The organism is Marinifilum breve (assembly GCF_003202155.1).
Taxonomy (GTDB): Bacteria; Bacteroidota; Bacteroidia; order Bacteroidales; family Marinifilaceae; genus Marinifilum; species Marinifilum breve.
In genome coordinates, this window is the sequence record NZ_QFLI01000006.1 from 215,187 (window position 1) to 229,580 (window position 14,394).

General features: G+C 36.3%; 11 protein-coding genes. 5 read left to right on the forward strand and 6 right to left on the reverse strand.

Translation table 11 applies throughout. The features are described 5' to 3' along the window. Positions 1–48 precede the first annotated feature (48 nt). The 3 genes from hemF to DF185_RS14625 form a co-directional block, all read right to left on the reverse strand. A complete protein-coding gene (gene hemF / locus DF185_RS14615; protein ID WP_110361501.1) occupies positions 49–954 on the reverse strand; it encodes an oxygen-dependent coproporphyrinogen oxidase in 906 nt (301 codons plus the stop codon). Between the two features lie 16 nt (positions 955–970). Then, positions 971–1,288, reverse strand: a complete 318-nt coding sequence (locus DF185_RS14620; RefSeq protein WP_110361502.1) for a DUF6787 family protein — start codon at positions 1,286–1,288, stop codon at positions 971–973. Between the two features lie 188 nt (positions 1,289–1,476). Next, complete coding sequence (locus DF185_RS14625) at positions 1,477–2,997, reverse strand: peptide MFS transporter (RefSeq protein ID WP_110361503.1); 1,521 nt, start codon at positions 2,995–2,997, stop codon at positions 1,477–1,479. A gap of 311 nt (positions 2,998–3,308) precedes the next feature. Between DF185_RS14625 and DF185_RS14630 the strand changes: the two genes are divergently transcribed. From DF185_RS14630 to DF185_RS14640, 3 genes are all read left to right on the forward strand, one after another. After that, positions 3,309–4,820 (forward strand): NAD(P)H-hydrate dehydratase, encoded by a 1,512-nt coding sequence (locus DF185_RS14630; protein WP_110361504.1) that lies wholly within the window; start codon positions 3,309–3,311, stop codon positions 4,818–4,820. Between the two features lie 50 nt (positions 4,821–4,870). Beyond that, positions 4,871–6,013, forward strand: coding sequence for a DUF4831 family protein (locus DF185_RS14635; protein WP_165836039.1), 1,143 nt, complete (start codon positions 4,871–4,873; stop codon positions 6,011–6,013). 232 nt (positions 6,014–6,245) lie between these two features. Beyond that, positions 6,246–7,721 (forward strand): aminoacyl-histidine dipeptidase, encoded by a 1,476-nt coding sequence (locus tag DF185_RS14640; protein ID WP_110361506.1) that lies wholly within the window; start codon positions 6,246–6,248, stop codon positions 7,719–7,721. Between the two features lie 100 nt (positions 7,722–7,821). Here DF185_RS14640 and DF185_RS14645 read toward each other — a convergent pair whose 3' ends face one another. The 3 genes from DF185_RS14645 to DF185_RS14655 all read right to left on the reverse strand — a co-directional run bounded on the left by DF185_RS14645 (position 7,822) and on the right by DF185_RS14655 (position 10,988). Continuing rightward, positions 7,822–8,271, reverse strand: coding sequence for a DUF2062 domain-containing protein (locus DF185_RS14645; protein ID WP_110361507.1), 450 nt, complete (start codon positions 8,269–8,271; stop codon positions 7,822–7,824). Between the two features lie 140 nt (positions 8,272–8,411). Continuing rightward, positions 8,412–9,530, reverse strand: a complete 1,119-nt coding sequence (locus DF185_RS14650) for an alanine racemase (RefSeq protein ID WP_110361508.1) — start codon at positions 9,528–9,530, stop codon at positions 8,412–8,414. A 39-nt stretch (positions 9,531–9,569) separates the two neighbouring features. Then, positions 9,570–10,988, reverse strand: coding sequence for a nicotinate phosphoribosyltransferase (locus DF185_RS14655; RefSeq protein ID WP_110361509.1), 1,419 nt, complete (start codon positions 10,986–10,988; stop codon positions 9,570–9,572). A 176-nt stretch (positions 10,989–11,164) separates the two neighbouring features. On the opposite strand from DF185_RS14655, the gene DF185_RS14660 reads away from it, so the two are divergent. Together DF185_RS14660 and DF185_RS14665 are read left to right on the forward strand one after the other, a co-directional pair. After that, a complete protein-coding gene (locus DF185_RS14660) occupies positions 11,165–12,544 on the forward strand; it encodes an MFS transporter (protein ID WP_110361614.1) in 1,380 nt (459 codons plus the stop codon). Positions 12,545–12,807: 263 nt separating this feature from the next. Further along, positions 12,808–14,247 carry an MFS transporter gene (locus DF185_RS14665; RefSeq protein ID WP_110361510.1) on the forward strand — a complete coding sequence of 480 codons (1,440 nt, stop codon included), beginning with the start codon at positions 12,808–12,810 and terminating at the stop codon, positions 14,245–14,247. Positions 14,248–14,394: the final 147 nt, after the last annotated feature.

Here is a 14,394-nt window from a genome sequence, read left to right on the forward strand (position 1 = left end):
ATTTCCTCTCTGAAATTAATATTTTTTTTTGATTAAGCTAAAAACAACTTAAACCGAAATTGGTTCAAGCCAATTGATATCTTTTTTTAAAAGTTGTAAGGTTTCTGCCTCTTTCGATCCTTCTTTCACTTCGTACTGATAGGTCCATCTTACTTCTGGCGGCATACTTACCAAAATCGATTCGGTTCTGCCATTGGTATCCAGTCCGAATTTGGTTCCCTTATCCAATACCAGGTTGAACTCAACATATCGTCCGCGGCGATGCAATTGCCAGTCTTTCTCCTGCTCGCTATACAATTTGGATGCATTGCTGCGCATAATTTCGCAATAGGTAGGAGCAAATAGCTCACCAACATCCATTACGAAGGCGAATAGCTGTTCTTTTGTCATTCCCGAGGAATCATTCAAATGATCGAAGAAAAGGCCTCCAACACCACGTGTTTCATTTCTGAATGGCAAATAGAAATATTCATCGGCCCAAGGCTTAAATTTGCTGTAGAATTCAGGATTGTGCTTGTCGCATACCTTTTTCATTTCCAAGTGAAAGGCTTTGGCCTGATTTTTATCCACATAAATTGGAGTGAGATCGATTCCTCCACCAAACCAATAAGTACCATCATTCAATTCAAAATAGCGAACATTCATATGAATAATGGGCACATGAGGGTTTTCGGGATGCATGATTAAGGAAACACCAGTTGCAAAAAAATCATCAGCTTCAAGCTTTAATTTGTTCTTTATTTTTTCAGGCAACTCACCATGAACAGCCGAAAATTGAACGCCACCTTTCTCTATGATATTTCCATTTTTAATAACGCGGCTTCTTCCACCTCCACCAGCTTCACGTTCCCAAATATCTTCATGAAACTGAGCACCACCATCGCAATTTTCCAATGCTCGGGTGATTTTATCTTGTAATTGTCTAAATTCTTCGGCTATGTATTCTTTCTGCATTTTGAGTTCTGTTTGTTTAGATTGATTTTGTTGCAGTTTTGTTGTTTTTCCTCTGAAATCGACTCAACATTTTCTTCTCAAAATTCCAAAAGAAACGGAATTGTCCGAAAAGCGTTCCAACAATCAAAAGTAAGACCTGATAGGTTGGTGTGATGATAAGAATGCTCAATAAGATTCTCAGTAAAATATTTGTGTCAGCATCTATTGAGAAGTATTCAAATATGGGATTACGAACCAAAACAGATAAACTACCAGTAATCGAGAATACAATTAGAATGATCACCAGTTGTAGGTTTGAATTGATTTCCCAGCGCTTTTTAAGTTTGTCAAACATCCAGAAGTATTATTTAGATTAGTTTTATATAAAACAAATATAATATAAAATACCTTTAGGTCTGAAATAGCGTTTGAGAAATCTGTTTGATTTTATTGATTGCTCAATAGAGAGTAGCGTAAGCGGGTTAAGGCATAAAAAAAACCGCCTCAAATTGAGACGGTTTTCATGAATATATTTTCTATTTCTTATTTAGAAACTTTTTCTAGCCATTTAAGCATGAATAGCATTGTAAACATAGAGATGAAACATGCTACAACAAATACTGACCAAGTAGCCCAAATTGGAATGTTCTTATAGAAAATTGCACCGATAATTAGTAACTGGTTACCTAAACCTGTTGCTAATAACCATAGACCTTGCATTAAACCCTGAAGTTTTGGAGGCGCTACTTTCGATACGAATGAGATACCAAGAGGACTAATGAATAACTCAGCGATAGTTAAGATTAGGTAAGTTCCGATCAATAAGAAAGGAGTTACTTTTTGTGCTGCTGGAAGTTCACCCATCGCTCTAACTTCATCAAGGTTTGGAAGACCGAAAGAACCAAGTGTCATTACAACAAAACCTAATGCTGCAATACCCATACCAATAGCAATTTTAGCAGGAGTTGAAGGTTCTTTACCTTTAGCATCTAACCATCCGAAGAATCCCATAACAACAGGAGTTAAGAATACCACGAAGAATGGGTTAGCAGCCTGGAACATTTCAGCTGTAATATTCCAACTACCAAGTTTCAATAAAGTGTAGTCCTTAGCAAAGAAAGTAAGTGTTAAACCATTTTGGTGGAATGAGAACCAGAAGAAGATAACAACACCAAATACAGCCAATAAAGCGTAAATTCTCTGCTTAACTTCTGCCAATGGCATTTCAATCTCAGCCAACTCTTCAGTTGATTTTTGCTGTTTTGAAGCAGGATCTGGAAATCCTTTTTTATTCTTCATGTAAACCACCATAGAGATAAGCATAGCTAAAATTGCTACAGCAAATGAATAGTGGAATCCAGTGTTAAAAGTTTCAAGATACTTACCTGAAAATTCACCAAGGTTTGCAACAGATACAGATGAAGCTGCATTAGCTAGAGTTTCTAATTTAGCCATTGCATCAGCACCCATGTTAGCACCTTTCTCCATGTATTCGTGACATAGTGCAGGAAGGTTGGCATCGTAAGTAAAACCGGAACGACCTAACCACCAGTTACGAACTGCAGGAGCAATAAATGGAGCGAAAATAGCACCAATATTGATAAACATATAGAATAATGAGAATCCAGCATCACGTTTTGCAGCGTATTGAGGATTATCATACATTTGACCAACAAGAGCTTGTAGGTTACCTTTGAATAGACCATTACCAAAAGAAATGGTGAATAGTGCTAAACAAGTCATGATGATAAGGAACGTTTTATTGTCCTGAGTTACATTGGTTGGAATACTTAAGAATAAGTAACCAAAACTCATCATAATTAAACCAGTGAAAATGGTTCCTTTGTAGTTACGCAATTTATCAGCGATAAGACCACCAAAGAAAGCCATACCATAAATTGAGAAGTAAAAAGTTGAGTAGATCCAGCCTGATCCAGTTTCATCTAATCCAAATTTTGACATAAGGAAAAGACTCAAAATAGCCATCATTGTGTAGAAGCCGAAGCGCTCTCCCATGTTGGCTACTGCCGCAGGAATTAGTCCTTTAGGATGTCCTTTAAACATAAATGTTAGTTTTAATTTATAATAGTTTCGTTTCAGTTATGAAAGTGACAAATATATAGAAAAAATCAGAAGTCCATAATGATTTGTAAGCGTTTCGATCGAATTTAAATCGTTTTCGTAAGAAGTGGCGAATTTCAAAAGTTTAGTATCTTTGATAGGAAAGCCCAATTTGCTGTATGTTTGGCCATTTTGTGACAGTTTTTTGATAGGTTTTACTTGTTGGTAAGATGTTATTAAAAAGCAATCCGAATAAGAGTGATCAAATACAATATCAAGAACTTTTTTACGTCTAAATACAAACCGATAGAAAAATGAAAATATTTCCCGCCTCTAAAATTGCAGAGATTGATTCCTATACCATCGAGAATGAACCAATTGAATCGATAGATTTAATGGAGAGAGCTTCGAGCAAGTTATTCAAGAAAATTTTGAAGAAATTCCCTGCACCTAGGAACTGTAAAATTTTTGTAGGGCCAGGAAATAATGGAGGCGATGGAATGGCTATAGCCAGAATGTTGGCTGAGAAAAACTATGCAGTTGAGGTTTTTATCATCAAAGTTACAAATCAGCTTTCAAATGATGCGGAAGTAAACTTGCAGCGTTTGAAATTGATTAAAAGCGTTGATATTTATGAATTGGCTTCCATTGATGCAATGCCTTGGCTTTTCCCTGAGGATATTGTAATTGATGCTATTTTTGGTTCAGGACTTTCAAGACCCATTGAGGGGGTAGTGCTGGAGGTAATAAAAGCCATAAATGCCAGCGAGGCGAGTGTTGTGGCTGTGGACATTCCTTCGGGCTTAATGGGCGAAGACAATTCAAAGAACAATTATCAGGGAATTGTAAAGGCTGATCTTACTTTAAGTTTTCAATTTCCGAAATTGGCTTTTCTGTTTCCAGAAAATGCTGAGTATGTGGGAGAGTGGGAAGTTTTACCTATTGGCTTACATCCTGAAATTATTAAGCAAGAGCAAACTCCATATAAAATGTTGAATCGGGAGTTTGTAAAATCTTTATTAATGCCTCGAAAAAAGTTCGATCACAAAGGAACTTACGGGCATGGCTTATTAATCAGCGGAAGCTATGGTAAAATGGGAGCGGCCATTTTGGCATCACGGGCTTGCTTGCGATCTGGCATTGGCTTATTAACTTCGCACATACCAAGGTTGGGGTATGAAATTATGCAGACTGCGGTTCCAGAAGCAATGGTGAGTATCGATCGCTCAGATATTATTTTTACAGAATTTCCGGATTTAAGCCAATTTAAAGCAGTAGCCATTGGTCCAGGTATCGATAAAAAGCAAAATTCGTATTGTGCCATGATCAATTTATTAAAAGAAATAAAAACACCTATGGTGATTGATGCTGACGGCATTAATATTTTAGGAGAGCACCCTGAATTGAAGGCAGATTTACCATTGGGCTCTGTATTTACGCCACATCCAAAGGAGTTTGAGCGATTGGTTGGAAAATCAGATGATAGTTTTACACGTAATAATATGCAACGCAAGTTTGCCAGAGAATATGGTGTAACTCTTGTATTAAAAGGAGCTTATACGGCTATTGCTTGTCCTGAGGGAAGTGTTTATTTCAATCCAACAGGAAATCCAGGTATGGCAACAGCGGGAAGTGGAGATGTGCTTACAGGAATAATATTATCTTTGCTTTCGCAAGGATATTCTTCGAAAGTGGCGACAATTATTGGAGTATATCTTCATGGTTTGGCAGGTGATTTAGCATCAGAGAAAGTAGGATATGAAGCTTTAACAGCTAGCGATATTATCGACTTTCTGCCAAAGGCATGGTTAAAGTTGAAAAAATAGGGAATTGTAGAGACCTTACATGTTACGTCTCTACGCAAAACGAAAATAAAATGAACAGAAACATTTTTAAATTACTGGTAGCAATTTTGATTGTTGGTGGAACAATTGGAAATGTAAACGCACAAAAGCGCAGAACTTTAGAAACTCCAAACACGGTTATTTATGCTTTACCACAAACAGTATTAAAAGTTGATGTGGTGGCTGAAAAGACGATCATGAAAAAAGGACCTTTTGCTGACTATGCAAAAAAATATCTTGGAATTTCTGATGTTGTGACAAGCGATGGTGTAGAGTGGAAATTAAAATCGATAGAGTTGAATGGAGTAGGAGAGGTTGATCCAGATCAGTACTATAAAATAACTACTTCGGTTGATTATGAACCAAGTTTAATTTCTTTAACTCCTGAAGGATTGATTCGCGGATTTAACGTGAAGAATTCTTCCTTTGAAAATGTAGAAAAAGAGATTATTTCTCTTACTTCTGATGAAGTTAAGGTGGAGTACGGAAAATTCTCGATTGACCCGATCGTAAAGTATAGAGAAGATACTACATACCAGGTTGTGGAAACTGATACAGCATTTATTAAAGTGCCAGTATTGGAAAAGCAAGCTTTAACCAAGTCCTTGGAAGAAAAGGCAGAAGAAGCTGCTCATCAGATCTTTAAATTGAGAAAAAGAAGATTTAAGATTTTGACAGCAAATTTTGAAGTTTTACCACCTGATGGAAAAGCTTATGAAGTTTTGGTGAAAGAATTGGCAAAATTGGAAGAAGATTACATTTCGATGTTTGTGGGTAAAAAAGTGAGCATTCAGAAAGCTTATCAATTTTCATATGCGCCTAAGCAAGGCGAAAATGGTGGCGTTATTTTCCGTATGTCGCCACAAATGGGACCTGTTGGCGTAAATGATCTAGGCGGTCGCCCAGTTCGAGTGGATTTTAGAAATTTAAATGTTACTAATCAGTTGGCAATACTGCCTTCGGCGGGAGTGAATCCTCAAACCCAAATTGCATATAGAATACCAGGCATGGCTGATGTGTCGATTTCAAATGGCAAAAGTGTTTTACTAAAGAAACGCATGCCGATTGCCCAGTTTGGTAAAATTGCAAAAATGCCAGCTGAAGTTCTATTAAATGAGAATTTCAGTATCGAATTCTATCCAGAACTAGGTTCGATAAAGGATGTAACAAAGTAATAACAGTTGGGATTCCGACTTTTGTTCGGATTTTCAATATCAATAAAATGTAAGAACCCAAATTCCAAAATCCAATTATGGAGTTTGAGATTTGGGTTTTGAAGTTTAAATAGTTTCTTAAAAATCCTTAATTCCGATTCTCTTTTGCAATAAGTCTTTCCGCCTTTCTCAAAAAATATTACCTTTAGTGCTCTTAAATAATAAACACAAAATTTAACGGAGGAAATATATAATGAGCAAAGAAATTTTAAGCCTCGAGCCTAAAGCAATCTGGGAAAATTTTTATTCTCTAACTCAGATTCCACGTCCATCGAAGCACGAAGATGCAATTCAGGATTTTATGATGAAGTTTGGTCAGGACCTAGGTCTTGAAACCATTAAGGATGCAGTTGGTAATATCATTATCAAGAAGCCAGCTACTCCAGGTTACGAAGATCGTCAAGGTGTTGTATTGCAAGGTCACTTGGATATGGTTCCACAGAAAAATGCTGATACAGTTCACGATTTTGAAAAAGATCCGATTACTGCAATTATCGATGGTGAGTGGGTAACTGCTGATGGTACTACTTTAGGTGCTGATAACGGTATGGGTGTTGCAGCTGCAATGGCTGTTCTACAGGCTACAGATATTGAGCACGGTCCGGTTGAGGCTTTATTTACTGCTGACGAAGAAACAGGTATGACTGGTGCTTTCGGTCTTCAGAATGATGTTTTAGATGGTGATATCCTTTTAAACATGGACTCGGAAGATGAAGGTGAACTTTATGTGGGTTGTGCTGGTGGTATTGATGCTAATGTTAGCATGAAGTACAAAGAAGAAAAGCTTGAAAAAGGACATGTAGCTTACAAGCTTTATATGAAAGGTTTGAAAGGTGGTCACTCAGGAATGGAAATTATTCTTGGTCGTGGTAACTCTAACAAGTTATTGTTCCGCTTCATGAAATACGCTACTAAAAACTTTAAGCTAAAATTGGCTTCTGTTGATGGTGGTTCTCTTCGTAATGCAATTCCACGTGAGTCTTTCGCAGTAGTTGCTGTACCTGAAAAGCACAATGAGAAATTCTTAGCTGCAATTTCAGAATTTGAAGCTACTTACAAGGCAGAATTATCAGCTGTTGAACCAGATTTGGCATTCTTTGCTGAAGCAACTGATGTACCTAAGAAAGTATTCAAGAAAAAATCTCAGAAGAATTTAATTAACGCTATTTATGCTTGTCCAAACGGTGTTATTCGCATGAGTGATGATATGCCAGGATTGGTTGAAACTTCATTGAACCTTGCTCGTGTTTATAGCGAAAATGGTGTAATTACCATTCAAGCTTTAATTCGTTCATCGGTAAATTCAGCTAAGGAAGATTTAGCTCAAATGGTTGCTTCTACTTTCGAAATGGTAGGTGGAAAAGTGAAATTGGAAGGTGAATATCCAGGATGGAAGCCAAATATGGATTCTCCTATCTTGAAAACCATGCAAACGGTTTACAACGATAAGTATGGTAAGATTCCTGAAATTAAAGCAATTCACGCTGGTTTAGAGTGTGGTTTGTTAGGAGCTGTTTATCCAAAATGGGATATGATTTCATTCGGACCAACTATCCGTTTCCCTCACTCTCCAGATGAGAAAGTGAAGATTGATACTGTAGCTAAATTCTATGATTTCTTAATTGAAACTTTGAAGAGTGTACCAGTAAAAGAAGCTGTTGAAGCATAATTAAATGCGATCAAATATAGGAAAGGACGTACATTGTACGTCCTTTTTTTACATCTAGATTTTATTGTATTTCTTGTACAGAAGTAGCACTGCTATGTCTTTACCTAAATTTCTTTAAAAGAAGAAATATCACCGCGTAAAAAAGACTACCCACGATACTGGCAACTATTAAAGATCCAAGAGCAAACTGCAAATAGTTTTCACCCAGTGTTTTCAAATTCATTAAATCGGGAACCTCTGTTTGGAATTGTCCTGTTAGTACAAAAGCTCCGGTCTGATAACCAGCAATAAGAATTAAAGGAATTAACGGTGGAATACTACTAATGTTCACCGTTACCAAAACCAGAACTTTGTTTAGGCGTAGCAAAACAGCCAGCGATAATGCCAATGCAGTTTGGAATCCCCAGGTTGGAGAAAAAGCAATAAAGGCTCCCAATGCTAACGAAAAAGCAATTACTGAATTAGAATTATTGGCTGCTGTAATTTCTGCGACAATAGCTTTTTTAATTCTCGACGGTCTAAATTTTTCTATATATGCTTGATAATTCATATCTGTCCAACTTTTCTTATCTAAGTAACAAATCGGAAATAAAAATGTTCGGTAAATCTATTACGATATAAGCCAAATTAGAAAAGCTGATTTTTAATAAATCATTAAAAGTGTATTTCGTATTGATAACTGTTCACTGATTACTGCTTACTGTTCATTGTTGTAATCCAATTACCTTCAGTTGTCAGATAATCTTTCATTAAATTGACTGTCATACATGAGTGAACAGGTAATATTCCAATAAGATCTCCGATTGTAAACTGATCAAACAAATCATCACTACAGCGAATGATTCCATGCTCTTGAGAAATGCTTGCCAGGAATCCACCACCAAGAATTTCACTCCAGCCATTCTCAGTTATTCGAACCAAACTACCGAATAGCTTTGTTCCTTCATCATCGGCCTCGATAAATTCTTTGGAGAAGTGAACGCCACCACCATGAATCACCAGTTCATTTCTGTCGATATTACGTGCAATTACAGGACAAGCCATTGCAACGGCAATTTCGTTTTCTTCGCAAGATCCCAATACATATTGCATGATGTCGTAGAAAACAAAATTACCAGGTCGAAGTTCATCTATACCATAAAACTCTTCACTGATACTACATGCAGGAGTATCGCCAAGAGAAACTTCAATGTTTGGAATCTCTTTGCGAAATACATCCTTTAACTCGTTTAAATCCAGTAGCGTTTTGCTGTGATTTTTGTGGATGTCGTTTTGATCTTTTGCATTGTAATTATGTCCGGAATGAGCCAGAAAACCTCTGCAATTCATCATCTCAGTTTCCTTCATCAAATCAATTAGAATTCTGAATGATCCTATTGCTTCAGAAGGCAAACCACATCTATGATAACCGGTATCAACCTTTATAAAAATGCCAACAGGATGTTTCAATTCCGATTCCAAAAAGAGAATGGCTTCTCTTGATTCAACTACTAAATTCAATTGAATTTTGGAAGCCAAATCATTAATTAAATCAATTTCACGAACATTAACAGGAATGGCTACGGTAATATCTTTCCAGCCATGATTCGCAAAATATTCAGCCATGTCCATAGACGAAACGGCAATGTTTTCAACGCCTTTTTCTTTGAACCAATTTCCTACTTCAGCAGATTGATGCGTTTTAAAATGTGGACGCAAACGTGCATTTGCTCTCTGTGCCCTAGCCATCATAGCTTCAATATTGGTCATGCATTTTTGCTTGTCAAGAAGTAAAGTAGGGCGAATTATTTTCGAATCTAATTTATTCATCAGGCTTTTGTCTATTGAAAGTGATACTGGATTTAAAATCTATTTTATTCTTTCTCTGATATTTTTAAGCATGCTGTCTCTCAGGTCAAGCAGATTTTCAGATACTCCAACCTTGTAAATATGCGGACTGATAAAGCGTTTGTGCTCGTCAGGTAATTGGTTAAATCTTTGTTTCAGGTATGCATTGATTTCTCCTGGCGTTTTCTCTTCGATAAGAATTTCACCATTTTCCATCACTTTTTGAGTTAACTCTTCCGCTCTAAAGTTGGTGACTTCAGTATTTTTGTCTCTATGGAATGGATGATAAATTTTGTTTGCACTTTCTTCGTTTGCAAGTAAAATTCCATCTCTGAAAAACTTATTATCCTGATCGAAATATCTCATCAATTTCTTTTTTCCAGGGATGGTAATTTTTTCGATATTCTCGGATATTTTTAATCGAGGATTTCCATTGTTTTCAACCAATTTGTACACGCCATCCAAAGCACCAGTATCCTTTCCTGTTACCAATTCGGTTCCAATGCCATAGCCATCGATTCTTGCACCCTGTTCGTTCAAACTTTTAATTACGTATTCGTTTAATTGGTTTGAAGCAAATATTTGAACATAGTCTAGGCCTTCATCGTCAAGCATTTTTCTGGCCTTTTTGCTCAAATATGCCAAGTCACCGCTATCTAATCGAATGCCAATTAATTTATTGCCTTTTTCTTCTAATTCTTTAGCAATAATTATTGCATTTGGAACGCCCGATTTTAGCGTATTGTAGGTGTCAACAAGAAGAACTGTACTTGTTGGATTTATTTCTGCATATTTTCTGAAAGCTTCCAATTCATCATCGAAACTTTGTACCCATGCATGAGCTTGAGTTCCTGATACAGGAATATCATAGTTGAACCCACTGTATACATTGGATGTGGAATCTGCACCTCCGATTACGGCTGCGCGTGAGGCATGAACTCCTCCTAAACCTTGAGCCCTTCTTAATCCAAAATCAGCGAAAGCTTTTTTCCCAATTACATTTCTAATGCGACATGCCTTGGTTGCAATAAGCGATTGAAAGTTCAAGTAATTTAGTAGAAGGGTCTCTATTAACTGGGCTTCAATAATATTTCCTTCCACACGAACGATAGGTTCATTGGGAAATACGATTTCACCTTCTCGAACACTATAAATTGTTGCATTGAATTTAAAATCCTTCAAATAGTTTAAAAACTCTTCTCGTAAACCAGATTTTCTTAAAAACGCTATGTTTTTATCATCATATCTGAAGTTCTTTAATATTTTTAAAAGATCGTAAAGGCCAGCAAAAACAAGGTAACCACCTTTATATGGATTCGTTCGGTAGTAGTAATCGAAAACAGTTTGTTCTTGTTCCTTACCGCTTAGGTAATAGCCTTGTGCCATTGTTAGCTCATAATAATCAGTATATAAGCCTGCATTTTCTGTTAATGTGTTCATCAGATTTAATTATATAAAAATCACCTCAAATATAGGGATTATCTGCCTTATAAGCCTGAAATGTGGAATCAATATGGATAAGTTAAATATGTTTATAACCATTTGTTACTATCTGTAATAATCCTAAATTAGCGGCCTTTTAAAAAATTAAACAACAAAAACTTATAAAAATGGTAATGACTGCGCAATTAAAGGAATCTATTAGAGATTCTAAATCGGCCAGATGGTTTGTTTTGATTACAGTATCGTTTTTGATGCTTACAGGATATTTCTTTACAGATATCATGTCACCTTTACAGGGAATGTTGAGAGATCAAATGGGTTGGTCAAACTCATCTTACGGAACATTTGCCGGATCATATTCAGTTTTGAATGTATTCTGTTTGATGTTGATCTTTGGAGGTATTATTCTTGATAAGGCTGGTATCCGCTTTACTGGAACTTTCTTTGTTGGTGTAATGATTTTTGGAGCTTTCTTGAATTATTATGCCATGACCGATACATTTAATAATGGAGGTATTGGATATGAATTCTTGAACTCTTTCTTAACTGATTATAAGCCTTCATTAAAGATGGCCATGATTGGATATGCATTATTTGGTGTGGGTGTTGAAATTGCTGGGATTACTGTTTCTCGTATCATTGTAAAGTGGTTTAAAGGTAAAGAAATGGCATTGGCAATGGGATTGGAAATGGCATGTGCACGTGGAGGTATGTTAATTGCTTTTGCAGCTTCTCCAATGATGACAGGTGCTGATAAAGTTATATCTCGTCCATTGGCATTTGGTGTAATCTTATTAATTATTGGGTTATTAGCATTTTTTGTTCACAATATGATGGATAAAAAATTAGATGCTGAGGTAGCAGCTGATGAAACTGTAGAATCTTCTGAAGATGAATTTAAGATTTCTGATGTATTATTGTTGTTCAAGAACCCAGGCTTCTTATTAATTGCACTTTTATGTGTGTTATTCTATTCTGCAATTTTCCCATTTACAAAGTTTGCTCCTGACTTGATGGTTCAGAAGTATGGTTTTGCTGAGAAATTCTCTGGAATGATTGTAGGTTTATTACCTATTGGAACAATGGTGTTGACACCTATCTTCGGTGCTTATATGGATAAGAAAGGAAAATCAGCAAGTATTATGATGTTAGGATCATTATTGTTGATCTTCTCACACATGATTTTTGCTTATTTACCAGGAAACACTGCTTTTGCATTTGTTGCAATGGTTGTATTGGGATTTGCTTTCTCATTTGTTCCTGCAGCAATGTGGCCATCAGTACCAAAGATTATTCCTGAATCACGTTTAGGTTCTGCTTATGCAATGATTTTCATGATTCAGAATGTTGGATTAATGTTATTCCCAATGTTATTAGGATATGTATTGGATCAGTCAAATCAAGGATTAGAAGAAGGTGCAGCTCTAAACTATACAAGTTCGATGACCTTGATGGTAGGGTGTGGTATTGCAGCTCTTATCGTAGCTTTCTTCCTTCGTTCAATCGACAGTAAGAAAGGATATGGTCTGGATCTTCCAAATATTCAGAAATAATTTATACCATTTCTGATTAAATACTAAAGAATTGAAATAGCTCCGATAAAAATTTAAGTTTTAGCAACAAATGCGTTGCATTTGCTGGGGATTTAAACACTTTTCGGAACTAATCAAACATATTATGAAAGTCGCCCATTGGGCGACTTTTTTTTATGCCTCATGTTCTATCATGAATTCAGTCATTTGTTTTTTAAGTCATTAATCTTAATTTAGTGGGCTCCTAATATGATTAATAAAAGTTTAACCCTAAAAATTTAATAATGACAGACGCTATTAAAAAGACGTTGAGAGATAACGCAGGTGCCCGTTGGTTTGTGTTAATTCTCGTTTCGGTAACTATGCTTATTGCATATACCTTTATGGAGGTACTTTCTCCTCTTCAAACACTAATTCAAAGTACTTACGGATGGAGTGGTACTGATTGGGGATTGGTTACAGGTGCACAGGGATATCTGAATGTATTTGCATTTATGCTGATATTTGCTGGTATTGTACTTGATAAAATGGGTATTAAATTTACCGCAGTAGGATCTGGTTTGGTAATGATTATAGGTGCTGCAATTAAGTACTATGCATTTGCTCATAATTTCGAAATGGGTGCTACAATCATTGGAATTGATGCCAGAGTATTTACATCAGCTGCTGGTTTTGCTGTATTCTGTGTAGGTGCCGAAGGTGCTGGTATTACAGTGTCAAGAATCATTGTAAAATGGTTTAAAGGAAAAGAGATGGCTTTGGCTATGGGTACCGAAATGGCATTGGCTCGTTTAGGTTCATTCCTTGCTTTATTTGGATCTCCACGTTTGGCAGATGCTTTTAGTATTCCTACAGCTGTTTTGGTTGGTACTTTGGCTCTTTGTATTGCATTAATTCTTTTCATTGTTTACTGCGTAATGGATACCAAATTGGATAAGCAAGTAGAAGATGAAGCGGAAGAGGAAGAACCATTTAAAATTTCTGATCTTGGTTTGATCATAAAGAGTAAAGGTTTCTGGTATATTGCTATTCTTTGTTTGTTATTCTACTCAGCAGTATTCCCATTCTATAAATTTTCGTCAGGTTTGATGGTAAATAAGTTTGGTATTGATCCTTCAACTGCAGGAGATATTCCATCTATCTTGCCATTTGGTACAATCCTATTGACGCCTCTTTTTGGATATATATACGATAAATTAGGTAAGGGTGCTTCTATCATGATTTTGGGAGCGGTATTACTTGTAATTGTTCATACCATATTCTATTTACCAGCACTTACTGCAACTTGGGTTGCTATTGCTGCTGTAATTCTTTTAGGTATTGCATTCTCTTTGGTTCCTTCGGCAATGTGGCCATCGGTTCCAAAAATTATCCCGGAGAAACAATTGGGATCGGCTTATGCTTTGATTTTCTATGTACAGAACATTGGTCTAATGTTGGTACCAATTCTTTTAGGAGTTGTTTTGGATAAGACCAACCCTGGTGTAAACGAGAAAATTGAAACTGCAATTGCAAACTTCAGAGCAGAAGGTGTACCTGCTAACGAAATTTCTGCTAAAGTTCAGGGATTAAGAGAAATTGGTGAGATTCCAATGTTCGATTACTCATCAACTTGGTTAATTTTTGTGGGATTAACGATTCTTGCTACCATTTTTGGTTTCCTATTGAAAGCTGAAGACAAGAAGCAAGGTTACGGTCTTGAATTGCCAAATATTCAAAAATAATTGAATTAAGATATTAATTGTAAGCCGCCTTAAACATTGCGTTTGAGGCGGCTTTCTTTTTATTCATTATTGTGATTTTGAGAATAGAAACTGCATTATCCTAAGGATGCACACTGCATTAGCTTAATACCTCGGACGAGGGTATTA